At 49.3% G+C, this 22,353-nt stretch carries 34 protein-coding genes; 32 read left to right on the forward strand and 2 right to left on the reverse strand.

The annotated features are described in order from the left end of the window. The first annotated feature begins 1 nt into the window (after position 1). The 8 genes from GUC46_RS09580 to GUC46_RS09615 are packed head-to-tail and all read left to right on the forward strand — an operon-like array spanning position 2 to position 4,347. Positions 2-445, forward strand: coding sequence for a hypothetical protein (locus GUC46_RS09580; RefSeq protein ID WP_160180136.1), 444 nt, complete (start codon positions 2-4; stop codon positions 443-445). Further along, complete coding sequence (locus GUC46_RS09585; protein ID WP_160180138.1) at positions 445-1,113, forward strand: MT-A70 family methyltransferase; 669 nt, start codon at positions 445-447, stop codon at positions 1,111-1,113. The genes GUC46_RS09580 and GUC46_RS09585 overlap by 1 nt, the downstream gene beginning before the upstream one ends. Next, positions 1,100-1,318: a hypothetical protein gene (locus tag GUC46_RS09590; RefSeq protein WP_003833987.1), complete on the forward strand. Its 219-nt coding sequence runs from the start codon at positions 1,100-1,102 to the stop codon at positions 1,316-1,318. The genes GUC46_RS09585 and GUC46_RS09590 overlap by 14 nt, the downstream gene beginning before the upstream one ends. Before the next feature lies 1 nt (position 1,319). Then, complete coding sequence (locus tag GUC46_RS09595; protein WP_160180140.1) at positions 1,320-1,637, forward strand: LexA family transcriptional regulator; 318 nt, start codon at positions 1,320-1,322, stop codon at positions 1,635-1,637. Beyond that, positions 1,637-2,026, forward strand: a complete 390-nt coding sequence (locus tag GUC46_RS09600) for a RusA family crossover junction endodeoxyribonuclease (RefSeq protein ID WP_069891578.1) — start codon at positions 1,637-1,639, stop codon at positions 2,024-2,026. The genes GUC46_RS09595 and GUC46_RS09600 overlap by 1 nt, the downstream gene beginning before the upstream one ends. Before the next feature lie 25 nt (positions 2,027-2,051). Then, the gene (locus GUC46_RS09605; RefSeq protein WP_050542098.1) at positions 2,052-2,768 is read left to right on the forward strand and encodes a phage antirepressor KilAC domain-containing protein; all 717 of its coding nucleotides are present in this window, start codon (positions 2,052-2,054) and stop codon (positions 2,766-2,768) included. After that, positions 2,765-3,754 (forward strand): DUF968 domain-containing protein, encoded by a 990-nt coding sequence (locus GUC46_RS09610; RefSeq protein ID WP_160180142.1) that lies wholly within the window; start codon positions 2,765-2,767, stop codon positions 3,752-3,754. Before GUC46_RS09605 ends, GUC46_RS09610 begins: the two co-directional genes overlap by 4 nt. Positions 3,755-3,768: 14 nt before the next feature. Then, positions 3,769-4,347, forward strand: a complete 579-nt coding sequence (locus GUC46_RS09615) for a DUF1133 family protein (RefSeq protein WP_160180144.1) — start codon at positions 3,769-3,771, stop codon at positions 4,345-4,347. Positions 4,348-4,425: 78 nt separating this feature from the next. On the opposite strand, the gene GUC46_RS09620 is transcribed toward GUC46_RS09615, so the two are convergent. After that, entirely contained in the window at positions 4,426-4,905 is a 480-nt protein-coding gene (locus GUC46_RS09620) for a hypothetical protein (protein WP_096878852.1), read from the reverse strand. Between the two features lie 248 nt (positions 4,906-5,153). Between GUC46_RS09620 and GUC46_RS09625 the strand changes: the two genes are divergently transcribed. The 22 genes from GUC46_RS09625 to GUC46_RS09730 all read left to right on the forward strand — a co-directional run bounded on the left by GUC46_RS09625 (position 5,154) and on the right by GUC46_RS09730 (position 20,812). Beyond that, a complete protein-coding gene (locus GUC46_RS09625; protein WP_016150433.1) occupies positions 5,154-5,432 on the forward strand; it encodes a phage holin in 279 nt (92 codons plus the stop codon). Continuing rightward, positions 5,404-5,952: a lysozyme gene (locus GUC46_RS09630; protein ID WP_160180146.1), complete on the forward strand. Its 549-nt coding sequence runs from the start codon at positions 5,404-5,406 to the stop codon at positions 5,950-5,952. The genes GUC46_RS09625 and GUC46_RS09630 overlap by 29 nt, the downstream gene beginning before the upstream one ends. Then, positions 5,949-6,464, forward strand: a complete 516-nt coding sequence (locus GUC46_RS09635; protein ID WP_160180788.1) for a DUF2514 domain-containing protein — start codon at positions 5,949-5,951, stop codon at positions 6,462-6,464. Before GUC46_RS09630 ends, GUC46_RS09635 begins: the two co-directional genes overlap by 4 nt. A 126-nt stretch (positions 6,465-6,590) precedes the next feature. Next, a complete protein-coding gene (locus GUC46_RS09640) occupies positions 6,591-7,460 on the forward strand; it encodes a DUF6236 family protein (protein WP_160180149.1) in 870 nt (289 codons plus the stop codon). Between the two features lie 175 nt (positions 7,461-7,635). Next, entirely contained in the window at positions 7,636-7,986 is a 351-nt protein-coding gene (locus tag GUC46_RS09645; protein ID WP_160180151.1) for an HNH endonuclease, read from the forward strand. A 157-nt stretch (positions 7,987-8,143) separates the two neighbouring features. Further along, the gene (locus GUC46_RS09650) at positions 8,144-8,641 is read left to right on the forward strand and encodes a phage terminase small subunit P27 family (RefSeq protein WP_136346206.1); all 498 of its coding nucleotides are present in this window, start codon (positions 8,144-8,146) and stop codon (positions 8,639-8,641) included. 3 nt (positions 8,642-8,644) lie between these two features. Then, entirely contained in the window at positions 8,645-10,396 is a 1,752-nt protein-coding gene (locus GUC46_RS09655) for a terminase large subunit (protein WP_136346205.1), read from the forward strand. A 10-nt stretch (positions 10,397-10,406) separates the two neighbouring features. Beyond that, a complete protein-coding gene (locus GUC46_RS09660) occupies positions 10,407-10,592 on the forward strand; it encodes a hypothetical protein (RefSeq protein WP_136346204.1) in 186 nt (61 codons plus the stop codon). Beyond that, on the forward strand, positions 10,592-11,821 hold the full coding sequence (locus GUC46_RS09665; RefSeq protein ID WP_136346203.1) for a phage portal protein: 1,230 nt from the start codon (positions 10,592-10,594) through the stop codon (positions 11,819-11,821). The genes GUC46_RS09660 and GUC46_RS09665 overlap by 1 nt, the downstream gene beginning before the upstream one ends. Further along, entirely contained in the window at positions 11,808-12,461 is a 654-nt protein-coding gene (locus GUC46_RS09670) for an HK97 family phage prohead protease (protein WP_136346202.1), read from the forward strand. The genes GUC46_RS09665 and GUC46_RS09670 overlap by 14 nt, the downstream gene beginning before the upstream one ends. A 13-nt stretch (positions 12,462-12,474) precedes the next feature. After that, positions 12,475-13,683, forward strand: coding sequence for a phage major capsid protein (locus GUC46_RS09675; RefSeq protein WP_136346201.1), 1,209 nt, complete (start codon positions 12,475-12,477; stop codon positions 13,681-13,683). A gap of 38 nt (positions 13,684-13,721) precedes the next feature. Further along, a complete protein-coding gene (locus GUC46_RS09680) occupies positions 13,722-13,952 on the forward strand; it encodes a hypothetical protein (protein WP_160180153.1) in 231 nt (76 codons plus the stop codon). Continuing rightward, entirely contained in the window at positions 13,949-14,272 is a 324-nt protein-coding gene (locus tag GUC46_RS09685) for a head-tail connector protein (protein ID WP_160180155.1), read from the forward strand. The genes GUC46_RS09680 and GUC46_RS09685 overlap by 4 nt, the downstream gene beginning before the upstream one ends. A gap of 9 nt (positions 14,273-14,281) precedes the next feature. After that, on the forward strand, positions 14,282-14,620 hold the full coding sequence (locus tag GUC46_RS09690) for a phage head closure protein (RefSeq protein WP_129610256.1): 339 nt from the start codon (positions 14,282-14,284) through the stop codon (positions 14,618-14,620). After that, on the forward strand, positions 14,617-15,066 hold the full coding sequence (locus GUC46_RS09695; RefSeq protein ID WP_071684539.1) for an HK97-gp10 family putative phage morphogenesis protein: 450 nt from the start codon (positions 14,617-14,619) through the stop codon (positions 15,064-15,066). Before GUC46_RS09690 ends, GUC46_RS09695 begins: the two co-directional genes overlap by 4 nt. Further along, positions 15,063-15,410 carry a DUF3168 domain-containing protein gene (locus GUC46_RS09700; RefSeq protein WP_160180157.1) on the forward strand — a complete coding sequence of 116 codons (348 nt, stop codon included), beginning with the start codon at positions 15,063-15,065 and terminating at the stop codon, positions 15,408-15,410. The genes GUC46_RS09695 and GUC46_RS09700 overlap by 4 nt, the downstream gene beginning before the upstream one ends. Before the next feature lie 57 nt (positions 15,411-15,467). After that, on the forward strand, positions 15,468-16,172 hold the full coding sequence (locus GUC46_RS09705) for a phage tail protein (protein ID WP_142972601.1): 705 nt from the start codon (positions 15,468-15,470) through the stop codon (positions 16,170-16,172). A 27-nt stretch (positions 16,173-16,199) separates the two neighbouring features. Beyond that, positions 16,200-16,571: a phage tail assembly chaperone gene (locus GUC46_RS09710; protein ID WP_100272253.1), complete on the forward strand. Its 372-nt coding sequence runs from the start codon at positions 16,200-16,202 to the stop codon at positions 16,569-16,571. Positions 16,572-16,582: 11 nt separating this feature from the next. After that, positions 16,583-16,873: a DUF4035 domain-containing protein gene (locus tag GUC46_RS09715; protein WP_100272254.1), complete on the forward strand. Its 291-nt coding sequence runs from the start codon at positions 16,583-16,585 to the stop codon at positions 16,871-16,873. Positions 16,874-16,931: 58 nt separating this feature from the next. Beyond that, positions 16,932-17,111: a YebO family protein gene (locus GUC46_RS09720; RefSeq protein WP_038642089.1), complete on the forward strand. Its 180-nt coding sequence runs from the start codon at positions 16,932-16,934 to the stop codon at positions 17,109-17,111. 45 nt (positions 17,112-17,156) lie between these two features. Further along, a complete protein-coding gene (locus GUC46_RS09725; protein WP_160180159.1) occupies positions 17,157-20,441 on the forward strand; it encodes a phage tail tape measure protein in 3,285 nt (1,094 codons plus the stop codon). Positions 20,442-20,482: 41 nt separating this feature from the next. Continuing rightward, on the forward strand, positions 20,483-20,812 hold the full coding sequence (locus GUC46_RS09730) for a hypothetical protein (protein WP_233596138.1): 330 nt from the start codon (positions 20,483-20,485) through the stop codon (positions 20,810-20,812). Here the strand turns inward: GUC46_RS09730 and GUC46_RS09735 are convergent. Next, positions 20,790-21,005 carry a hypothetical protein gene (locus GUC46_RS09735; protein ID WP_136346195.1) on the reverse strand — a complete coding sequence of 72 codons (216 nt, stop codon included), beginning with the start codon at positions 21,003-21,005 and terminating at the stop codon, positions 20,790-20,792. The genes GUC46_RS09730 and GUC46_RS09735 overlap by 23 nt on opposite strands. 164 nt (positions 21,006-21,169) lie before the next feature. Here GUC46_RS09735 and GUC46_RS09740 point away from each other — a divergent pair, with 164 nt between their 5' ends. Both GUC46_RS09740 and GUC46_RS09745 read left to right on the forward strand, forming a co-directional pair. Next, the gene (locus GUC46_RS09740; protein ID WP_136346194.1) at positions 21,170-21,763 is read left to right on the forward strand and encodes a hypothetical protein; all 594 of its coding nucleotides are present in this window, start codon (positions 21,170-21,172) and stop codon (positions 21,761-21,763) included. Beyond that, entirely contained in the window at positions 21,763-22,347 is a 585-nt protein-coding gene (locus tag GUC46_RS09745) for a hypothetical protein (protein ID WP_086539181.1), read from the forward strand. The genes GUC46_RS09740 and GUC46_RS09745 overlap by 1 nt, the downstream gene beginning before the upstream one ends. The last annotated feature ends 6 nt before the right edge of the window (positions 22,348-22,353 follow it).

Consider the following 22,353-nt stretch of genomic DNA (forward strand, 5'->3'; position numbering starts at 1 on the left):
GATGAGCATTCTGAAAACGGTACAGATGTTTATTGCCATGAACCCCGGCTCCACGACCAGAGACATCATCGAAGGTCTGACCCAGTTCAGTCAGGACAGGCTCCAACTCGCCGTTTGCCGCCTGTATGGTTCTGGGTTGGCCACGCGTAAACGCGACGGTCGCCAATTCCGTTACTACGCGGAACCGCCAGCAGATTGCCACTTCGAAGTGTTTGAACCAAGTCCTGAAGTCAGCGCCTTGATGGAAACGGCAAAAGGTCTGGAGTCGAAAGGTCTTTTTCACCGTGCCGCGACAATTTACATGGAGGCGTTCAGCGCATCAGCCATTGAATCAGAGCGAGCAGCAATACTGGCAGAACGTCAGCGCTGTCTTGGCCTGGCTAAACCAGCAGTTATTGCCGAAGACGGATGCTATCTGGCTGGTCGATTTTCGGGAGGCCGTTAATGAACTATTCACTGATTTACGCCGATCCACCGTGGGAATACGGGAACACCATCAGCAATGGAGCAGCGGAAAACCATTACGGCACGATGAAACTCATCGACATAAAACGCCTGCCTGTCTGGGAGTTGGCTGCGGAAGATTCCGTTCTTGCCATGTGGTTCACCGGTACACATACCCGTGAGGCGATCGAACTTGCTGAGGCATGGGGTTTTAAAGTTCGGACCATGAAGGGATTCACCTGGGTGAAGTTCAACTCACTGGCTGAGCAGCACATCAACAAAGCGCTTCAGGCTGGTGGAGTAGAGGACTTTTACGACTTCCTCGACCTGTTAAACGCTCAGACTCGAATGAACGGTGGCAACCATACCCGCGCCAATACCGAGGATCTGCTAATTGCCACAAGAGGGAAAGGTCTTGAGCGTCAGGACGCGAGCGTAAAACAGGTTATCTACAGCCCACTCGGCGAGCACAGCCAGAAGCCAGCAGAAGCGCGTTACCGTCTGGAGCAATTATACGGCGATGTGTCACGTATTGAGTTGTTCAGCCGCTGCGCTGTTCCCGGCTGGCATCACTGGGGAAATCAGGCAGAAAACCCTGATGTAATCATGGCTCCTGGTTACGTTGGTAAACCTGGTTCGCTACTGGAGGTTGCTTATGCAGGACGTTGAAGCACGTAACGCGCTTCGTAACATCGCCAGAAGATGCAACGAGGAAATAACTGCTAAACGCAAGGCTAACCCTGGCATGAATTGCGACGAAATAGCCAGGCCAATTTTTAACGGTGCCATGGGGATGGTTAAACAGCTTGGCTTTACGCCATCTCATTTGTATCTCGAAGTCGGAATTCTGAACAAGCGGATTAAGGAGCGCTGAAGTGAACAAACTTACCGTGAGACAAAGTGAAGTACTTGGTTCGATCGTGAACTATCAGCGCCGGTTCGGATTCCCTACAACGATATGTGAACTGGCAGGGCTGATTGGTTGCTCATCACCGAACGCAGCAGCGGAGCATGTTAAGGCCATAGCGAAGAAGGGATTTATCTCAGTAGCGCCAGGGGTTTCCAGGGGGATTACCGTTATTTCAGCAAACGATGAGGCAGACGCGATATCGATCATCAAGTCCCTCATTAACGGTGATAGTGATTCAAGAGAACGCGCCTTGTCATGGCTGGAAGCGAGAGGTGTTCAGTAATGAAATTAACGTTGCCATTCCCGCCAACAGTTAACACCTATTACCGGTCCCCTGACCGTGGTGCGTTAAAGGGTAAGCATCTGATAAGCGAGATGGGGAGGAAGTTCAAGAAGAACGTTTATGCCTCTGTTGTGCAGCAGTACGGCGGTATACCGAAACCCGTTAACGTCAACGTTGAGGTAAACATAGTTCTTTTCCCGCCAGATAACAGACGGCGGGATCTGGACAACTACAACAAAGCGCTGTTCGACGCACTGACGAATGCCAGAGTCTGGGAAGACGACAGTCAGGTTAAACGGATGGCAATCGAATGGGGGCCTGTAGTAAAGCCTGGAAGGGTAGAGATAACGATCAGCCGATTTGAAACCGTGGCGGGTGCAGCCGCCTGATAAGTGGAGACAGAGCATGCAACAGATGAGCATAACAGTAACGTGTCCGACCCATCATGCAGCAACGGTAGGGCAGCAGATCACCATGTCCAGCCGTGAGATTGCGAAACTGGTTGATTCCCGGCACAGCAATGTCTGCGTAACGATAGAGCGTCTCATGAATTCCGGTGTGATTGGTGGGTATGCTGCATTGCAGTACACCCATCCCCAGAACGGGCAGACCTACCATCACTATGAAGTGAACAAACGAGACAGCTATGTGATCGTTGCCCAGTTATCGCCGGAGTTTACCGCCCGACTTGTTGACCGGTGGCAGGAACTGGAGAGCAACGGTGGAATGATTGTCCCCCGCTCCCTCCCTGAGGCCCTGCGCCTTGCTGCTGATCTGGCAGAACAGAAACAGCGGCTGAGTGAAGAACTGGCAGTAGCAGCACCGAAGGCCGAGTTCGTTGATCGTTATGTTACGGCTACTGGGTCAATGACTTTCCGACAGGTCGCCAAGCTGCTTAACGCCAAAGAGCCGGAGTTTGCGATGTTCCTGATTGAGAACGGCATCATGTACCGGCTTAACCGTGTTCTCACGCCAAAGAGCAAGCATATCGAGGCTGGGCGCTTCGAGGTGAAGACAGGAACGACAAACCAGACAAATTACGCGTTTAATCAGTCCCGCTTCACCGCCAAGGGTGTTCGCTGGATTGGCGGCCTGTGGGCAGAGCATATTGCTAAGGGGCAGGTAGCGTGAGGGCATTACTGACACCTGAAGTGGCACCGATGACCGGGGTAGTGATATTTCGCCCAGGCAGTGAACTGATGCATCTGTTCAGACGTGGGCGTGTTCTTATCGAGCCACAGGCAGAGTCTATGGCTGATTTACCGTCTGGCATGCTGCCGGAGACTGCTCAGGAGCTTCAGAACGATCCGTTGATGCGTGATGTCTTCGAAAATCTGAAGGTCATACATCGTGCTGGTGGACTGAATTCACTGGATGCCTGGCTCGAAAGAAAACTGGAATGTCAGTACCCACACAGCGAGTGGCACGACCGCAACTACACCATAACCCGGCATTCGCCTGGCTCAATCCGCACGTGCTGGGGCTGTGACTTAAAAATTCGTGAGCAGTTCACTGAAGGTCTGGCGGGTATTGCCCGTGAAAACCTGGTATCCTGGCTTCTGAAGGTCGTAAACGGTCAATTAGGCTTCAGTGAAGACCACGTTCTTACGCTGCCGGAGTTTTGCTGGTGGATGGTAAGGAACGACCTGGTTGATGAGATACCTGAAGCCGTAGCCCACAAAGCCCTTCGTCTGAAGGAAGAGACTAACCAGTCGGTAACACGTGAAAGCGATATTGTTCCGACATTACCCGCTCAACAACTGGTACAGGAGAAAGCGAAAAAGATAGTGGCGATGAAGGTAGACCCGGAGACGCCGGAATCCTTCATGCTTAAACCCAAGCGTCGCCGCTGGGTGAATGAGAAATACACGAGATGGGTTAAGGCCCAGCCGTGCGTCTGCTGTAACAAGCAAGCTGACGACCCCCACCACCTGATTGGCCACGGGCAGGGTGGAATGGGTACAAAGGCACACGACCTGTTTGTGATTCCTCTGTGCAGAGAGCATCACGACGAGTTGCATGCTGATCCTGTGGCATTTGAATCGAAATACGGTGACCAACTGGTCCTGGTGTTTCGGATTATAGATCGTGCGCTGGCAATCGGCGTACTGGCGTAAGTGGAGAACGCTAAATGATTAATCCTTCTGAAGTTGGTAAATCTGGTGAAATGGTTCGTCTTCGCACTCTGGAAAGCATCTGGATACAGGGTAAGTTGCGTATGTGGGGCCGCTGGTCTTATATCGGCGGTGGTAGCGGTGGGAACATGTTTAACCAGCTTCTTGCATCCGGAAAAATCACCAAAACGGCAATTAACGAAGCACTACGCCGGATGAAGAAAGCGGGTATCAGCAAACCCGAACTGGAAGCGTTCTTCAAAGAGATTCTGGAAGGGAAGAATAAAAGCGGTCTGGCCTTCTGCACTGATGAGGAGGCAATGGTAGTCAACTCAGTCCTCAGTGAGATTTTAATCCGTTCTGGCAATAAGCGTTTATATGACTTGATAGAGGATCGGTATATCAAACGTCTCAGCAAAAAGGCTATGGCCCGAGATCTGAACGAGAAACATCCTGAATGGTGCTTGCGTACATGTGAGAGCCGGATTGATGTTTGGCTAAGTTTCGCAGAATCGATGCTTTACGCACCAATGTGTGACGCATTCGGCACAAATAGCGACAGATTTTACTTGAATACTTGCGCGGAAAGTGCTTAAATTGTGATAGGCTCGGGACGTTAAACCGAACTGAGCAACAAACATCAGAAACCCGCCTAGGAGCGGGTTTTTTCATATCTAAAGCAACCCTATAGCACCACCAGCTATAGCAGTAACCAGCGGATGCTCGGCTAATTTGCGGAGCAGGCTTTTTGCTTCTTCTTTCTGCTGCGGTGTGCCCTGAGAGCTATTTATCAAGTTATTCAGGGTCTCAATGCTATTGGTAATCTCCTGACGATTATGATCTCCAATCTGTACATTCCCTCCGTGAATGTTGATTTGCTGAGAAGAAACAGCTGGTTGTACCTTTTTGGGGCCAACCTTGAGTTGGAAGTGTGGCCCAAATCCGCCAATGCTTGTGTCGTAAAAATTAGCTTTATAAACTTCTTTATGTTCTTCCTTACCGTTTGGAAGGACTCGAATAACAGTATCTCCGTCATCGATGTCGGCCATTTGGTCGTTTACGATAACTGTATCACCTGCAAACTTGGCCTTATACGGGCCGCATCTGCTGCCATCACTTTTTAAGATGTAGGCATCGTCTTTAGCTGTAAACATTTCTACTCCTGTGTGAAGTCATGGCCAGAAAACGCTGGCGCTAAACATTTACCGTTAAATGACAAGGAAGTATGAGATATAGGTCAAAAAAGACAATTCAATGAAACACAAGGCCTCGCAACTTAGCGGGGCTTTTTCATTTCAGGCTCAGGGGAATCATCTGCTACGTGCTTTGTTGATAAATCCAGCCCGTGAAGCCTGACCTTTTCATCACACACAGCGCCATCCGAAAAATCGGAGGTGAGGCTATGACCAGAATGAGCACCATTTACAGCAGACTTTCATATGGATCAGGAACCACGCTTGCCGGCTGCGGTGTATCAGCGAAGGCATATGCCGAAACAGCTAAAACAGCAAAAGAGGTGTCATGGATGTTGGCCGACAGAATTGCAGGGTTAAGCCTGAGCGACTGGGCAATTATTGTCGGTATTGCATGCACCGTTATTACCTGTGCAGTGAACTGGTATTTCCGCTGGAAAGAACGGGAGGATCGTCGCAATGGCTATGCCACAAAAGCTGAGGAATAAACTGAGCGCAGCGGTCGTTGGTTTGATTCTTGCGGGGGCTTCCGCGCCCGTGATTCTCGATCAGTTTCTGGATGAGAAAGAGGGTAACAGCACAACAGCGTACAAGGACGGCTCTGGTATATGGACCATTTGTCGTGGCGCCACGATGGTTGATGGAAAGCCAGTAGTTCAGGGCATGAAGCTGTCTGCTGAGAAATGTTCCAAGGTGAACGCCATAGAACGCGACAATGCGCTGGCATGGGTTGAGCGAAACATCAAGGTGCCACTGACCGAACCACAGAAAGCTGGGATCGCATCTTTTTGTCCGTATAACATCGGCCCCGGAAAATGCTTCCCGTCCACGTTCTATAAGCGCATCAATGCTGGCGATCGTAAAGGAGCCTGTGAAGCTATTCGCTGGTGGATTAAAGACGGTGGCCGCGACTGTCGTCTGACCAAAGGCCAGAAAAATGGCTGCTATGGCCAGGTAGAACGACGAGACCAGGAAAGCGCGCTGACGTGCTGGGAGATAGACCAGTGAGCCTGCGCTATCAGTTCATTGCCATTACGGTGCTGGTGGTCGTCACATTTATCGCCGGAAACGAGTGGAGTAACTGCGGTTGGGAAAAAAAATGGGCGGAACGTGATAGCGCGGAATCATCGCAAACAGCGAACGCGCAGACCGCCGCCCGCATGATTGAACAAGGGCGAATTATTGCTCGTGATGAGGCTGTTAAAGATGCACAAGCACAAGCCGCTAAGTCTGCTGCCACTGCTGCTGGCTTGTCTGCCACTGTTAGCCAGTTGCGTACCGAAGCAACAAAACTTGCCGTCCGCCTGGACGCCGCAAAGCACACCGCAGATCTTGCCGCTGCCGTCAGAAGCCAGACAACCGACACCACCGCAGGAATGCTCGCCAACATGCTCGGAGATATTGCAGCAGAAGCTAAACGTTATGCTGGAATCGCTGATGAACGCTACCGAGCCGGAATGACATGTGAGCGTATTTATGGCTCGGTGAGAGAGTCTAATAACGTCGGGAATAAACGATGAATATTGATAAAAGGCGGAACGCGTATTACTTCAAAAGAGGATGATTTTTTTGTGGTATGTTAGCCATTCACTTTTTAGCCGTATCAGTGCTAAATTATCCTCATCTTAATTTGAGAGGATCTTGGCATGGAAAGAGGGGTTGTATTTAGTGCTTGTGAAGTGCTAAAAACTGAGGGTGATGAAGGGTTTTATCTTGGTAAGGGGATAAGTTCATTAGAAATAAATTATCTTTGCCTTTATTGGGATAAACTTGTTTGCCCGACGAATAATTTAATTCGCATTGGATTCAACAATGAAGATGAGTTGGTACGCTGCGGGTTGTTGAGTAGACCTGATTTTCAGTGCCATGGGAATTACTATGGCGGTCAAATTGCTGATGTCTATGCGGAAACACATGCTAAGACAATAGACGTCCTTCACCATACGGATGCCACTATTGATTGGCGAATGCATTTTTTAAATGAGCAGATCAACATTGTACCAGAGCTATCTAGAACTTCTGAAGTTATGCGTTTTGAACTAGCCAATTTATTACCTGTTCCTAATATAGATGTTCATCTGCATGAGATACTTGAGTTTAAAGATAGAAGGAAACCAGAATTAATCGCTCTCCATGAGTATTTAGATGAGCTATATTTTGAGGTTAAACGCTCAGGTGATTTTAACCTTCAGAGAGCAAAAACACTTTCTAGCCTTAAACAGGCAATAATAGATATTGAGCGATTAAATCAGGAAGTGTGGAGAAGTCCGATAAAGTTTAGTATTTCAACGTCATTTGAGTTTAACCTGACACAAGCATTTGGTGCATGTTCTGGTGCATGGGTCGCCATTAATGGCCCACATCCATATGACATTTTAGGAGGCTTGGGAAGCATTTTCTCGGTGTTAGGTGGATGTATAAAAATTCTACCGCAATTACAAAGTGTACTTATGAGTGGTGATGACAAATTAGCTTACGTTAGTAAAGGCAAAAAGGAGGGAATATTCATTAAGTAATAGAAATTGTTCGAGATGCCAAATCTACTGTATTTATTTTTCATTACAGTATGTGATGTATTAAGAAGTAGTAATAAAAAATGATGCTGAGCCATCATATCGAATCAGCCGCGTAATGCGGGCTTTTCTATGTGCTTATTACACGTACCATCATGGGTTTTTGTAAGGATTAACTATGCCAGCACTAATCCCCCGCGCCTGTCGCAAGAGAGGTTGCCCAGGTACGACTACGGATCGCTCTGGTTACTGTGAGCAACACCGCAATGAGGGATGGCAACAGCACCAGCAGGGTAAGAGTCGTCATGAACGTGGATATGGCAGTAAGTGGGATGTCAAGCGTGCCAGAATCATGAAGCGTGACAATCACCTGTGTCAGAACTGCCTGCGCACTGGTAGTGCTGTCGCGGCCACAACTGTTGACCACATCAAGTCTAAAGCACATGGGGGTACCGATGACGATTCGAACCTCGAAAGCCTGTGCTGGCCCTGCCACCGCTCGAAAACAGGGCGCGAACGATTCAAGTGATAGTGATTATCATAAACAGGCATTGAAGGGAGGGGGAGGTCAAATCCCTGTAGCCGAGAGCCCAAAGGACCGCCGCCTAACCTTTTTTTACACCGCCGCAGGTTAGAAAACTTTTTTTTGGGGTCCCCCATCCGATGATTAATAGGAGTTTTCGATTATGCCAGGACCACCGAAAACCCCGACACATCTGGCTTTAGTGAAGGGGAACCCATCCAAACGCCCGATCAATAAGAACGAGCCAAAACCCCCGTCAGGGGTCCCCCCAATACCGAAACATTTCGATAAGCAGGGTAAGTACTGGTTCAAGCGGATCGGTGATGAACTTGATGCAGTCGGCGTATTGACCACGCTGGATGCTAAAGCGCTGGAGTTGTTGATAGAAGCCTATGTTGAATACCGGCATCACTGCGACACGCTTGATCGGGAAGGTTACACCTATGCCGTTTACAGCAAAGAAGATTCAGACGAAGGAGGGGAGCGGGAAATCAGAATGATAAAACCGCACCCCGCAGCGGTCATGAAGGCTGATGCGTGGAAACGAATCAGAGCGATGCTGAGTGAATTCGGCATGACACCTGCCAGCCGATCAAAGGTTGGTGCAAAAGGACCGGCAGAAGCCGACCCACTGGAAGAATTTCTTAAAAAGCGCAAATGATGAATGGCAACCGTTGCAGATGGATTCCGCTACGCCGAGCGCGTGGTATCTGGCGATATCGTTGCTGGCGAACTGGTGCGTCTTGCGTGCCAGCGGTTCTTTCATGATTTAGAGCACGGCCCGGAGCGCGGTGTTTATTTTGATGAAAGCCGCGCCCAGCACGTTCTCGATTTCTATAACTTCGTCCCCCATGTGAAGGGGCATTTGACCGGCAAACCGATCGAGTTGATGGACTGGCACACCTTCATCCTGATTAACCTTTTTGGTTTTGTCGTCCCGCTGATAGATGAAATTACGTTTGAAAGCATTCTTGACGACGATGGCGACCCCATGTTTGTGCGTCGTTTTCGTACCGCCTATGACGAAGTGGCGCGTAAAAATGCTAAATCAACGCTTTCGTCTGGTATCGGGCTTTATATGACTGGCGCAGACGGTGAGGGTGGTTCTGAGGTTTATTCCGCAGCAACAACCAGGGATCAGGCCCGCATCGTGTTTGATGATGCGAAGCGCATGATCAAGCTGGCCCCGAAGACGCTGGGCCGGTTGTTCGGCAGCAACAAATTGAACATTCACCAGGAACGGACAGGTTCAAAATTTGAACCTGTCGCCAGTGATGCGAACAACCTCGATGGTCTGAATATTCACTGCGGGATTGTGGATGAGCTCCATGCGCATAAAACCCGTGATGTTTGGGAGGTTCTGGAAACAGCAACTGGTGCACGCCTGCAGTCCCTTATTTTCGCTATCACTACTGCTGGTTTTAATAAAGAAGGTATTTGTTATGAGCAGCGGGATTACGCGATCAAGGTTCTGAAAAACTTCGATAACCCGGACCCACTTTCGATTAAGGATGACAGCTATTTTGCCCTGATTTATACCCTGGATGAGGGTGATGATCCTTTCGACGAGGCAAACTGGCCGAAAGCAAACCCCGGACTGGGAGTTTGTAAGCGATGGGACGATATGCGCCGCCTGGCTAAAAAGGCGAAAGAGCAGGTTGCGGCGCGGGTGGGCTTTTTTACCAAGCATCTCAACATCTGGGTGCAGGGTGAAAAAGCATGGATGGACATGGCCCGATGGGAAAAATGCCGTGATGCCTGGGAAGATGCCACTTCGGCCAACTGGTCAATGTGGCTGGGCGTTGATCTCTCCAACAAAATTGATATTTCAGCCGCAGTTAAAGTCTGGCTTGCTCCAAATGGTGATGTTTATGTCCGTTCCCGATTCTGGATTCCTGAAGGGCGTCTGGAGGCTTGTTCCAGGCAGCAGGCAGATCTATACAGGAAATGGAATCAGGCCGGTTTCCTTGAATTTACTGATGGTGATGTTGTTGACCATGCCGTAATTAAAGAAGAAACGATCGAATGGGCGCGCGGCGACTCGCTGAACGAGTTTGCATATGACCCGTGGAGCGCAACCCAGTTTGCGCTAGCGATAGCTGCTGAAGGGGTGCCGATTGTTGAAGTCCCTCAGACGGTGAAAAATCTGTCAGAAGCAATGAAGGAAGTCGAGGCGAAGATTTACGCCGGGCGTTTCCATCATGATGGCAATCCGGTGATGACCTGGATGATGTCAAACGTCACCGTCAAGCCTGACAAAAACGAGAATATTTTCCCCAACAAATCCACACCTGAAAACAAAATAGACGGCCCTGTCGGAATGTTTATTGCGATGAGTCGCTTGCTTGTAAACGGCGGCGAACAACAGGACAGCCTCTCTGACCATCTGGAAAGTTACGGCGTCCGTTCATTATAAAGAGGCAGTTATGATCCTGATGATTCTCGCCCCGCTGATCGGGGTGATGGGCGCTATTTTGCTTTCGTTTGGTGTATGGATGATTTATCCGCCAGGAGGCTTAATCAGCGCCGGTGTGCTTTGCCTTATCTGGTCATGGCTGGTTTCCCGCACGCTTTCGCTGGCCGGGAAAACATTGCGAGGAGGGACTGACTGATGTTTTTCCCCGGGATGTTCAAAAAAAGTGATACCCCTGTCACTACTCCGGCAGAACTCGCTGAAGCAGTGGGAATGACTTACGACACCTATACAGGGAAAAGGGTAAGCAGCCAGAAAGCCATGCGGTTAACAGCGGTATTCGGTTGTATACGGGTTCTTGCTGAGTCTATGGGCATGCTGCCCTGTAACCTGTACAAGGTAACCGGAAACAGCAAACAAAAAGCGACTTCCGAAAGGCTGCATAAATTACTGACGATGAAGCCAAATGATTACATGACCCCTCAGGAGTTCTGGGAGCTGGTCATTGTCTGTCTTTGTCTTCGCGGTAATTTTTACGCCTACAAAGTTAAAGCGCTTGGCGAGGTGGTGGAGCTTCTACCCATTGACCCTGGGTGTGTTGAACCAAAGCTTAACAGCCAGTGGCAGCCGGTTTACCAGGTAACATTCCCCGATGGCTCAACAGATGTGCTTGGGCAGGATGATATCTGGCATGTCAGAACGCTTACCTTTGACGGGCTGGTGGGACTGAACCCTATAGCCTATGCAAGAGAAGCAATATCTCTGGGAATGGCAACTGAGGAACATGGGGCGCGGTTGTTCTCAAATGGCGCGGTTACCTCCGGTGTACTCCGCACTGAACAAACGCTCACTGACGCTGCTTATGCAAGGCTGAAAAAAGATTTTGAGGATCGACATCTCGGGCTGAGCAACGCGCACCGACCAATGATTCTCGAAATGGGACTGGACTGGAAGTCGATGGCGCTCAATGCGGAAGACAGTCAGTTCCTTGAGACCAGGAAATTCCAGCTGGAGGAAATATGCCGCCTGTTCCGGGTGCCAATGCACATGGTGCAGAACACTGACCGCTCGACGTTTAACAATATTGAAAACCTCGGCATGGGGTTTATCAATTATTCACTCGTTCCGTATATGACCCGCATTGAGCAGCGAATCAACATCGGGCTGGTGAAGGAATCAAAGCAGGGCGTGTACTACGCAAAATTCAATGCCGGCGCATTGCTTCGCGGGGATATGAAGTCGCGATTTGAGGCGTATTCAACAGGCATTAACTGGGGAATCTACTCACCAAATGACTGCCGGGAACTTGAAGAACTTAACCCACGCGCAGGCGGAGATATTTACCTTACGCCAATGAACATGACGACGAAGCCGTCAGACAGCAGCAAGAACAAAACAACCGAGGAACAACATAATGCCGATGACTAAACAGCGGCTGGATATTCCGCTACAGCTAAAGTCTGTCAGCGACAGCGGGGAGTTTGAAGGTTATGGCTCTGTTTTTGGCGTAAAGGACAGCTACGATGATGTTGTCGTGCCGGGCGCTTTTTCGACCTCCCTTCAGGCATGGAAAGAAAAGAATGCTCTCCCTGCATTACTCTGGCAGCACCGTATGGATGAGCCCATCGGTATTTACACTGAGATGAAAGAGGATGAGGTAGGCCTTTATGTTAAAGGCCGGTTACTCATTGATGATGATCCCCTTTCGAAACGCGCTCACGCCCACATGAAGGCCGGTTCTTTAACCGGCCTTTCTATTGGTTACATGCTGAAAGACTGGGAGTACGACCGTGTTAAGGGTGTGTTCCTTCTTAAGGAGATCGACCTGTGGGAAGTCAGTCTCGTAACGTTTCCGTCGAACGATGAAGCGCGTGTAAGTGATGTCAAAAGCGCATTTTCACGCGGAGAAATCCCTTCTCAAAAAAGTATTGAACGAGTCCTGCGCGATGTTGGGCTCTCACGCACCCAGGCTAAAGCATTCATGGCCGGGGGGTATTGCTCACTTTCACAGCGTGATGTTGATGAAGTGAGTACCGCACTGGATGCACTGAAAAACATCAAATTTTAATCAGGAGTTAATTATGTCAGTTGACGTTAAAGACGTAGAGCAGGTCGCGCAGGAACTGCAGGCGAAGTTTGATGCGTTCAAAGAAAAGAACGATAAGCGCCTGGAAGCAGTTGAACAGGAAAAGGGCAAGCTGGCGGGAGAGGTTGAAACCTTAAACGGCAAGTTGTCTGAACTGGATGAACTTAAATCTGCGCTGGAAGAGGAACTGAAGCAGGTTAAACGTCCAGCCGGTGGTTCTCAGAGCAAAGCCGCAAGCGAACATAAAACCGCCTTCATTGGTTTTATGCGTAAAGGTAAAGATGATGGGCTCCGCGAACTTGAACGCAAAGCTCTGCAGGTTGGTGTGGATGAAGATGGTGGCTATGCTGTGCCGGAAGAGCTGGATCGCACGATCCTTAATCTTCTGAAAGATGAAGTGGTGATGCGCCAGGAAGCGACAACCATTACAGTCGGCGGCGCTAACTATAAAAAACTGGTTAATCTCGGCGGTACGGCTTCGGGATGGGTTGGTGAAACGGATGCCCGCCCGGAAACCGATGCGTCTAAGCTCGGTCAGATTGAGCCGTTCATGGGGGAAATTTACGGTAACCCGCAGGCCACTCAAACCATGCTGGACGATGCTTTCTTCAACGTCGAAGACTGGATCAACAGCGAACTGGCAATTGAATTTGCAGAGCAGGAAGAAATCGCCTTTACCAGCGGGAACGGGACGAAGAAGCCGAAAGGTTTTCTGGCATACGCCTCCACGCTTGATCCGGACAAGACTCGTGCATTTGGTACTCTCCAGCACATTCTCTCTGGCGCTGCGACGGGTGTAACGGCTGATGCGATCATCAAACTGGTCTACACGCTGCGTAAAGTGCATCGCAATGGCGCGAAGTTCATGATGAACAACAACAGCCTGTTTGCTATCCGAATCCTGAAAGATTCAGAAGGCAACTACCTGTGGCGTCCAGGTCTGGAACTGGGTCAGCCTTCATCTCTGGTTGGTTATGGTGTGGCAGAGAACGAACAGATGCCGGATATCGCTGCTGACGCTAAAGCAATTGCATTTGGCAATTTCAAGCGTGGTTACACCATTGTTGACCGCATTGGCACCCGTATTCTTCGTGACCCCTACACCAAAAAACCATTCGTTGGTTTCTATACCACCAAACGCACCGGGGGAATGCTGGTGGATTCTCAGGCCATTAAACTGCTGCAGATCGGCACTGGCGCCTAATTCTCTGGGGCTTCGGCCCCAATTTCCCGAGGTGATTTATGCCTGAATTATTGCGTGAACTTAAATGGTCCCCAGATGGTTGTATTGTTGAATCCATTCCCGCTGGGGTGTATCCGGACGGTGAGTTACCAGCCCGCGCTGAGGAAATTGCTGCCGAACTTGGCATTATTAAATTTGGTGGTGGCGATGTTCATATCACTGCAGAGCCAGAGCCAGAGCCAGAGCCAGAGCCAGAGCCAGCGGCAACAAAACGTGGGAAAGCAAAATGAAACCATCTATTGCCGAACTGCGGCAGCAATGCCGGATAGACAGCGATGATGTTTCTGAAGATCAGACACTGGCGATATATCTCAGTGCAGCAAAGTCCCATGCAGAGAAACTTGTAAACAGGTCTCTCTACGATACGAGCATCCCGGATAACGACCCTGATGGCATCATCATCAGCGACGATATCAAACTGGCGTTAATGCTTCTTGTCAGCCACTGGTACGAGAACAGAGAACCGGTAAATATTGGCAATATTACAAGCACGTTGCCGTTTGGTGTTCAGGCTCTCCTGGGGCCGTACCGGAAGCACCCGGGAACATAAGGAGGGAGCATGCAGGCAGGTCGATTACGCCATCGTGTCACTATCCTGAACTTTGTTTCTTTTCGCGATACGACAGGCCAGCCGGTTGAAGAGTGGCAGGAGGGAAAGACTATATGGGCGGAGGTGCTGGGCATCAGTGGCCGGGAGCAGTTGCAATCGGGTGCGGAAACGGCGCAGGCAACGATCCGGGTGTGGGTCCGTTTCCGGCGTGATGTGACTGCTGCGTCAAGATTAAAAGTGCTGACAGGCCCATTTAAAGGCGCGGTACTGAATATCATCGGTCCTCCCATTCCCGACAGTAAAGCCACCAGGCTGGAAATACTCTGTAAAAATGGAGCGGAAAAATGATTGATATCAGTCTGGATTTTTCTGGCCTTGAAGCGATTTCCCGCGATCTTGAATTACTGAGCCGCGCCGAAAACAACAAAGTTCTGCGTGATGCCACTCGAGCTGGTGCTGAGGTTCTGAAAGACGAGGTGATAGTAAGAGCGCCTGAACGAACCGGAAAGCTGAAGAAAAACGTTGTGGTGCTGACGCAGCGATCGCGTAAACGCGGTGATATTTCATCCGGTGTTCATATTCGTGGTCGAAACATGCGAACGGGTAACAGCGATAATTCAATGAAAGCCTCCGATCGACGCAACGCGTTTTACTGGCGATTTGTCGAAATGGGCACAGTGAATATGCCCCCACATCCTTTTGTTCGTCCTGCGTTTGATACGCGCGAAGAACTGGCCACGCGAGTCGCTATGAAACGCATGAACCAGGCGATTGATGAGGTGCTGAGTAAATGACGGAAGATGACCTTTATCTTTTGCTGAAGCCTCTGGCCAGTGGACAGGTTTATCCTTACGTTGCGCCGCTGGGTAGTGATGGTCAGCCCTCGATATCGCCACCATGGGTAATTTTTTCACTTATTTCTGATGTGACCTCCGATGTTCTTTGCGGACAGGCCGAATCAGGAATATCGGTTCAGGTGGATGTTTACTCACTGACTCTCAAAGAGGCGCGGAATCTTTGTGAGATGGCGCTTCAGGTGGTTAAGCCACTCAATCCCACCAATATAAGCAAAACCCCTGGTTATGAACCAGAGAACCGGTATTACCGGGCGACGCTGGAATTTCAGGTCACTGTCTGACAAATCCATTAACTCACAGACCCGCTACGGCGGGTTTTCTATTTTCAGGAGACAAATATGTCCTCACTGTATGAAAAATCGCAGGGTACTAAAATTCAAATCACCTCTGCGCCAGCGACACTGGATACGATTGGCGCCGCAACCTGGCTGGATTTGCACTGTACTATCAAAGAAGTCCAGTTTACTGGCGGTCAGAAGCAGGACATTGATGTCACCACGCTGTGTTCCACCGAGCAGGAAAACATCAACGGCCTGGGCGCTCAGTCAGAAATCTCCATGTCCGGTAATTTCTACGTTAACCCGGCACAGGATGCGTTGCGTGAAGCTTACGATAACGACACCACGTATGGTTTCCGGATTGTCTTCCCGTCTGGTATTGGCTTCCAGTTCCTGTCTGAAGTCCGTCAGCATACCTGGTCTTCAGGAACAAACAGCGTGGTGGCCGCAACGTTCTCGCTACGCCTGAAAGGTAAGCCGACGAAAATTGATAACGCGCTGCGGCTTACCACCGATCTGCCTGACACCAAATCCGTTTCCTCTGGTGCGGCATTGTCACTGACGGTTGTAGCGGCTGGAGGAACAGCACCTTATTCCTACGTCTGGAAGAAAAGCGGCAGCGCGGTTAGTGGACAGACGACAGCAACGTTCAACAAGGCAAACGCTGCTGCAGGTGATGCCGGTGATTACGTTTGTGAAGTTACCGACGCCTCCACACCTGCTGGAAAAGTTACCTCAGCAACCTGCGTCGTAACGGTAGCGTAAATCATCTTCTTTAATCAGGGATAAAAAATGGCTAAGAGTCTTAAAGAACTGGCGCTGTCCAGGGCGTCAGCATTTCGTCATATTGATGTAATCGTGCCGGAATGGGATGGCGTGAAAGTTGTTCTTCGTGAACCATCAGCAGAAGCATGGCTTCACTGGCAGGATGTAATTAAACCGAGAGAGACGGAAGGCGAGTTATCTATCTCTGAACGGGCACACCGTAATCTACGCGCTGATGTTACGCTTTTTATCGATGTGTTGTTTGATGAGCATGGCGAACCGGTGTTCAGTAAGGAAGATTTTGCCGAGGTTGAATCGGTTTATGGTCCAGTCCACGCGCGTCTTCTTCGTCAGGCACTCAACCTGACAACTGATCAAAAGGAGGCTGAGGGAAAGTAGCTCAGCCCGGAATGCGGTTTTTGATGTCGCTGGCGCTTCGTATGGGGCGCACTCTTTCAGAGCTTCAGGTAGTGATGTCAGCCAGTGAACTTAGGCTGTGGGCTGAGTTTGATAAACATAGTCCAATAGGTGACATTCGTGGTGACATTCAGGCGGCGCAAATTGCTACCGCTGTGTTTAATGCACAGGGCGGCAAGGCCACTATGAGTGATATGTTGCTGCGATGGCAGCGTGATCATGATGAAGAAGAGGCCGATCCATTCGCAGGGCTTGAAAAAGCATTGATTGCCGCAACGCAATAATTCTTCACACAACTCAATTACAGATATACGATTACCTCTGGAAATCATTGGAGGAATCATGGAGCCACTTTTTGTTGTATTCGGTGTTTTTGGTTGGCTAATCAATTTAATTATAGTTTTTTATTTATTACGTGTTAGTGTTAGGGCAAATGAACAGGTAGAAGCCCTTAAAGAAATAAATAAAAAGCAAGATGCTCAAATTGATTTATTGATACAAATAGCCCACCGAGAAAAATGATTATATGTGAGCCTCGCTTCGGCGGGGTTTTTTATTAGGTGGATTATGGCAACTCTCCGTGAACTGATAATTAAAATTTCTGCGAATTCTCAGTCCTTTCAGACAGAAATTTCTCGCGCTTCTCGAATGGGTAATGATTATTATCGCGTAATGCAAACTGGAGGTCGCCAGGCTGCAGCAGCTTCACGCGAGACACAAAGAGCGCTTGCCGAAGTAACCAATCAGATTAACACCGCCAAAGCATCTGCATTGGGTATGGCTGGCGCGTTTGCAGGGGCTTTTGCTACAGGTCATCTAATTTCACTTGCTGATGAGTGGAACTCAGTGAATGCGCGACTGAAACAGGCATCACAGTCATCTGATGATTTTAGCGAATCCCAGCGAGCACTGATGGAAATTAGTCAGCGTACAGGAACTGCTTTTTCAGATAATGCCAGTTTATTTGCCCGTTCCGCTGCATCAATGCGTGAATTTGGATATAGTTCAGAAGAAGTATTAAAAATAACAGAATCTATATCAACTGGGTTGAAGTTATCAGGTGCCAGTACATCTGAAGCTAGTTCTGTTATTACTCAATTCAGCCAAGCGCTGGCTCAAGGGGTTTTACGCGGTGAAGAATTCAACTCTGTTAATGAAAACGGTGATCGCGTAATCCGTGCTCTGGCGGCGGGAATGGGGGTTGCTAGAAAAGATCTTAAAGCAATGGCTGATGCCGGACAATTAACCGCTGACAAGGTAGTTCCTGCGCTTGTAAGTCAATTAGGCACACTCAGGGGTGAGTATGAAGCGATGCCTCAGACTGTTTCAGCTGCGACTACAAAGGTTGAGAATGCGTTCATGGCATGGGTTGGCGGTGCTAATGAAGCCACTGGGGCAACTAGCGCCCTTGTTAGTGTGCTCGATACGATCTCAAGTAATATTGACACTGTAGCTACTGCAGCTGGGGTACTGGCTGCTATTGGCGGTGCCAGATATCTTGGGGGAATGTTTGGTGACATAGGGAACCAAACAGCGCAATTGATTGATGCCCGTAAAAATGAAATTGCCCTTGCGGCCGCTCGTGCCGAGTCCGCAACTCAATCACAGCGTAAAGCCGCTGCTGATGCTATAGCCGCAGAACGTACTTATCAGCTTGCTAAGTCTGAGTTGGATCTTGCCAGAAATACTAACGCTGAGGCTACGGCAACACAGAATGCTATTATAAAGCGTCGCGCGATGATTGCAGCTAATGCGACGTTGGTTCAATCAAACCGTGCTGTTTCTGCATCTCAGGATGCTCTTAATAAAGCAACCTCAGCGATGAATCTGTTTAAAAACGGAGCATCCGGGCTGCTTTCGTTAGTCGGAGGAATTCCAGGTATTTTGATGCTTGGTGCGGGTGCTTGGTACACAATGTACCAGCGGCAAGAACAAGCTCGTGAATCAGCTATCCAATATGCGGACACAATCGAACAGGTCAGAGAAAATTTAAAATCGATGTCTCAAACCCAGATATCGGCAAACCTTGGGCAAGCTAATATTTCACTTGATGCTCAAGATTATTCTATCGAGCAGCTAAAACTAAAAATTGCAGAGTTATCAAACCAACTCTATAACGCCAAACAAGCGGCGCAGTCTGCCTCAGAGGGGACGTGGCTATATAATGATGCTACTGAAAAAGCTGCAACATTTGCATCAGAACTAGCTATTGAAGAGGGGCGTCTTGAGCAGATGCTAAATAAGCGTCATAAAACTCAAGACTTAATAAACGACATTACGAGTGAGGCAATAGATAAAACCGTTGAAATGGCTGGTGCTGTTGGCTCATTAACGGAAATGTATACACGGCTGAACAAAGTCACTGGACTAGTGACGATGCCAACGCCTACTTATGCAGGTCCTGTTTTGCCCACCCTTGACCAAAAACAGCAGGCCGCTATGGACAAAGTGCAGCGGCAAAATGAATTAGCTGGTTTAAAGGGGATTGAAAAAACCAAAAGACAGGCAGAATTTGAAGCGTCTGACCTTAATCTTCCTGCTGGTCAATATGAAAAATATATAAATCTATCTGTTGAAGGAGAACGAAAGCTTCAGGCTATTCGGGATAGCAATCGGCAGAGTCGTGGTAAGTCGGATGCAGAAAAAACAGCGGATACTTACGACAAACTCATTAAGCAGCAGAAAGAGCAAATCGCTCTGGCTGGTCAGAATACCGAACTGGCAAAACTTAAATATCAGGTTAGCCAGGGGGAGCTTACTTCTCTCACCGAAGCGCAAAAACAAACCTTATTGCAGAATGCAGCGTTGATTGATCAGCAGAAAATCCGCGAAAAATTAGCGGCGTATGAAGCCAACCTCGCTGACTCAAACGCCAGCGCGCGAGCATCTAACCAGGCAGAACTTACCGGGTATGGACAGGGAAGCCGAATACGTGAACGTATGCAGGAAATGCTACGCATCCGGGAGGAATTTCAGCAGAAGAACGTTGATCTGCAGCGGCAGTACCAGTCAGGTGATATTTCTGAAGACCTATACCGTCAGGAACTGGAACTTAATAAACGTTATCTCGATGAGCGGTTACGAGATCAGGAATCTTACTACTCAGCCTCTGATGCCCAGCGCAGTGACTGGACAACGGGTATGCGTGAAGGTTTTGCAAACTGGGCTGACACTGCTTCTGATTACGCATCACAGTCTGCTGACCTGGTGAATAACGCAATGTCCGGGCTGGTGGGTAACATTTCTGATGCACTGGCCGGTAATAAGGTTGACTGGGAAGATTGGGCCAGTTCGGTGCTTCAGTCTATGCAGAAAATTATCCTCAATGCGATGCTGGTGGATTCTTTGCGCTCAGCCAGTAACAGCGGTTTTTTCAGTTCAATCGGCGGTATGTTTGGTGCGGGCGCTGGGGCTGCATCTGGTAGCACTCCTTCCGGCGCTTATAACTCTGCCGCTTCAGGCATAAAGCTAAATGCGAAAGGTGGAGCGTATGCTTCTGAAAGTCTGAGCGCTTACAGCAACAGCATTGTTAGCACACCGACATATTTTGCTTTTGCAAAAGGCGCTGGGCTTATGGGGGAGGCGGGGCCGGAAGCCATTATGCCGCTGACACGATCAGCTGATGGTTCGCTGGGTGTTCGCATGGTTGGTACTCAGGGGGCTACATCAGGCGGCGGTGATACGATTATTCATCAGCACTTCAACATATCCGGTAACGGTGATGCGGCACTTAAGCAGGCTATGCAGGAAGCCGCACGACAGGGAGCAAATGACGGTGCGAAACAGGCGCGTCAGGATTTGCTTCAGGACTTCTCTAATAGAGGTCAGGCGAGGCGCTTACTTGGCGTGTAAGCATTATTAATATTCATTAAGTCGAAAGGCGGGAGACAGCTATGACGTTAGAACGGCAAGTTGAGTCACTTGAATTTAAAGTAGGGTTTCCGAAAGAAAATGGAGTAAGAATTTCTTTAGGAGAAAATTTGACGATGTCATCTACGCAGCGCATTGGTAGTAACGTGTCGGTGAAAATTGGCAAAGCAACCGTAGCTACTATCCAGTACAGCGAAGACTTAACGCCAGAACTTACTCTGGAAGGGTACAATCAGCGGGCAAAAGAACATGCTCAAAATGTTGTTGCGAAGATTATTGAAGCGGCCACAAATCAGGCCGCGAATGGTTTTTATACCTTAAAATTAGGGATTAAGACTGATGCAGTCCTTTGAGATTGCCAACCCATTGCTGAATCGATGGGGAATCAATCTGTGATAACTCCTTAATGATTTGCTGGCGACCCTCATTGTCTAATTTCAAAGCTACGCTAAGAAGGATCATTTTAATATCATTTAATTCATCAGCGACTTCATTCAGGCTTTCTTTTTTTGAATTAAATTGAACTTTTGCACTTATTTCGTCCATATAACTCCCTTATCCAGAGGTAATCAGCCATCCCTCCTTTTATGAGTGCGCCAGTGTCCCACCACTGACGGGCTGAGTAACAACCATAACCAGGTATGTAAATCAGTAACATCCTGACAAATGATCAGTAGCGCCGCCGTGCGCAGAGTAATGCAGGAGAATCTATGGCTGCACTCGAATGGCCGGAAGATGTCTGTCCCGCGTCGCTGACCTGGCGACCAGAAAGTAATACCAAAACCTTTCGCTCTCCCTTCAATGGCTCATCGCAGACAGCTCGCTTCCCCGGCACCCGCTGGGTATGTTCCCTGACCTTTAATAACCTGACGGATGAAAAATCCAGACGTATTGATGCTCTGGTGGCTTCGCTTGATGGTGAGTATGGCAGGGTAAAAGTCCGTGACTGGGGGCGAAGTGGCAGAGCGCCAGCTGGCGTGCCTGTTGTTGATGGCGCTAATCAGACAGGGTTTCAGCTTCAGAGTAAGGGCTGGACGCCGGGAACAGTGGTGCTCAGACAGGGCGATTATTTCACTGTTAACGATGAACTGAAGATGGTTACAGCCGACGTGACGAGCGCGGCGAACGGTACCGCAATGATTATATTTGCGCCTATGTTGCGTAGCTCGCCACCTGCTAATGCCGTCATCGAGGTCGCGAAACCTTACGGCATTTTCAAACTGAAGGATAACCAGCAGGGTGCAGGTAACCGCGTGCCGGGTGTTTTTACCAGTTACACGCTGGAGCTTGAGGAGGCATTTTAATGCTTTATTCCCCTTTTTCTGATTCGATGGTGGACTGGTTATCCCGCGACAGGGTGACGGTCGCGATCGCCGCCAATATTCAGTTTGAATCCGGTACCGTCTATGTGCATTCCGGCACCGGGACGCTGGTTCTTGGTGGATATGTCTATTATGGCATGGGGCGCATGGGGTCTGTTGATGATGCCAGTGAAACCAGCACGACCAGCCCCACGCAGGTCAAAATGACCCTCTCAGGTCTGGATATGACCCTCTTTGCCACCACGCTGAATGAGCGATGCGTTGGCAGAAATGCCGAAATCTATCTGGTGGCCATGGATGATAACGGTGTTGTCCAGGTTGCCGATCTCCTGTTTAAAGGGCGGGTATCCAGTACGGGGGCGACCGCTGGCGGGACGAACGCCCTGCAGTACACCATCAGTAATATTTTTGAAGACTGGCAACGTCCTTTCCCCGATCGCTATACCGATGAATCGCAGCAGGCTGCTTATCCCGGCGACCGCATATTCCGGTATGTGGCGCAGATGTCTGAACGTTCGATTTACTGGGGCAGTAAAAAAGATGCACCAGGATTTACCTATAAGTGAGGAAGC

Origin of the sequence: Citrobacter sp. LUTT5 (assembly GCF_009905315.1) — a bacterium.
Lineage (GTDB): Bacteria > Pseudomonadota > Gammaproteobacteria > Enterobacterales > Enterobacteriaceae > Citrobacter > Citrobacter freundii.

Coding starts and splice junctions, on each gene's coding strand:
- GUC46_RS09580 (WP_160180136.1), top strand. CDS start 2: ATGAGCATTCTGAAAACGGTACAGATGTTTATTGCCATGAACCCCGGC.
- GUC46_RS09585 (WP_160180138.1), top strand. CDS start 445: ATGAACTATTCACTGATTTACGCCGATCCACCGTGGGAATACGGGAAC.
- GUC46_RS09590 (WP_003833987.1), top strand. CDS start 1,100: ATGCAGGACGTTGAAGCACGTAACGCGCTTCGTAACATCGCCAGAAGA.
- GUC46_RS09600 (WP_069891578.1), top strand. CDS start 1,637: ATGAAATTAACGTTGCCATTCCCGCCAACAGTTAACACCTATTACCGG.
- GUC46_RS09605 (WP_050542098.1), top strand. CDS start 2,052: ATGAGCATAACAGTAACGTGTCCGACCCATCATGCAGCAACGGTAGGG.
- GUC46_RS09615 (WP_160180144.1), top strand. CDS start 3,769: ATGATTAATCCTTCTGAAGTTGGTAAATCTGGTGAAATGGTTCGTCTT.
- GUC46_RS09620 (WP_096878852.1), bottom strand. CDS start 4,905: ATGTTTACAGCTAAAGACGATGCCTACATCTTAAAAAGTGATGGCAGC.
- GUC46_RS09625 (WP_016150433.1), top strand. CDS start 5,154: ATGACCAGAATGAGCACCATTTACAGCAGACTTTCATATGGATCAGGA.
- GUC46_RS09630 (WP_160180146.1), top strand. CDS start 5,404: ATGGCTATGCCACAAAAGCTGAGGAATAAACTGAGCGCAGCGGTCGTT.
- GUC46_RS09640 (WP_160180149.1), top strand. CDS start 6,591: ATGGAAAGAGGGGTTGTATTTAGTGCTTGTGAAGTGCTAAAAACTGAG.
- GUC46_RS09645 (WP_160180151.1), top strand. CDS start 7,636: ATGCCAGCACTAATCCCCCGCGCCTGTCGCAAGAGAGGTTGCCCAGGT.
- GUC46_RS09650 (WP_136346206.1), top strand. CDS start 8,144: ATGCCAGGACCACCGAAAACCCCGACACATCTGGCTTTAGTGAAGGGG.
- GUC46_RS09655 (WP_136346205.1), top strand. CDS start 8,645: ATGGCAACCGTTGCAGATGGATTCCGCTACGCCGAGCGCGTGGTATCT.
- GUC46_RS09660 (WP_136346204.1), top strand. CDS start 10,407: ATGATCCTGATGATTCTCGCCCCGCTGATCGGGGTGATGGGCGCTATT.
- GUC46_RS09665 (WP_136346203.1), top strand. CDS start 10,592: ATGTTTTTCCCCGGGATGTTCAAAAAAAGTGATACCCCTGTCACTACT.
- GUC46_RS09670 (WP_136346202.1), top strand. CDS start 11,808: ATGCCGATGACTAAACAGCGGCTGGATATTCCGCTACAGCTAAAGTCT.
- GUC46_RS09675 (WP_136346201.1), top strand. CDS start 12,475: ATGTCAGTTGACGTTAAAGACGTAGAGCAGGTCGCGCAGGAACTGCAG.
- GUC46_RS09680 (WP_160180153.1), top strand. CDS start 13,722: ATGCCTGAATTATTGCGTGAACTTAAATGGTCCCCAGATGGTTGTATT.
- GUC46_RS09685 (WP_160180155.1), top strand. CDS start 13,949: ATGAAACCATCTATTGCCGAACTGCGGCAGCAATGCCGGATAGACAGC.
- GUC46_RS09690 (WP_129610256.1), top strand. CDS start 14,282: ATGCAGGCAGGTCGATTACGCCATCGTGTCACTATCCTGAACTTTGTT.
- GUC46_RS09695 (WP_071684539.1), top strand. CDS start 14,617: ATGATTGATATCAGTCTGGATTTTTCTGGCCTTGAAGCGATTTCCCGC.
- GUC46_RS09700 (WP_160180157.1), top strand. CDS start 15,063: ATGACGGAAGATGACCTTTATCTTTTGCTGAAGCCTCTGGCCAGTGGA.
- GUC46_RS09705 (WP_142972601.1), top strand. CDS start 15,468: ATGTCCTCACTGTATGAAAAATCGCAGGGTACTAAAATTCAAATCACC.
- GUC46_RS09710 (WP_100272253.1), top strand. CDS start 16,200: ATGGCTAAGAGTCTTAAAGAACTGGCGCTGTCCAGGGCGTCAGCATTT.
- GUC46_RS09715 (WP_100272254.1), top strand. CDS start 16,583: ATGCGGTTTTTGATGTCGCTGGCGCTTCGTATGGGGCGCACTCTTTCA.
- GUC46_RS09720 (WP_038642089.1), top strand. CDS start 16,932: ATGGAGCCACTTTTTGTTGTATTCGGTGTTTTTGGTTGGCTAATCAAT.
- GUC46_RS09725 (WP_160180159.1), top strand. CDS start 17,157: ATGGCAACTCTCCGTGAACTGATAATTAAAATTTCTGCGAATTCTCAG.
- GUC46_RS09730 (WP_233596138.1), top strand. CDS start 20,483: ATGACGTTAGAACGGCAAGTTGAGTCACTTGAATTTAAAGTAGGGTTT.
- GUC46_RS09735 (WP_136346195.1), bottom strand. CDS start 21,005: ATGGACGAAATAAGTGCAAAAGTTCAATTTAATTCAAAAAAAGAAAGC.
- GUC46_RS09740 (WP_136346194.1), top strand. CDS start 21,170: ATGGCTGCACTCGAATGGCCGGAAGATGTCTGTCCCGCGTCGCTGACC.
- GUC46_RS09745 (WP_086539181.1), top strand. CDS start 21,763: ATGCTTTATTCCCCTTTTTCTGATTCGATGGTGGACTGGTTATCCCGC.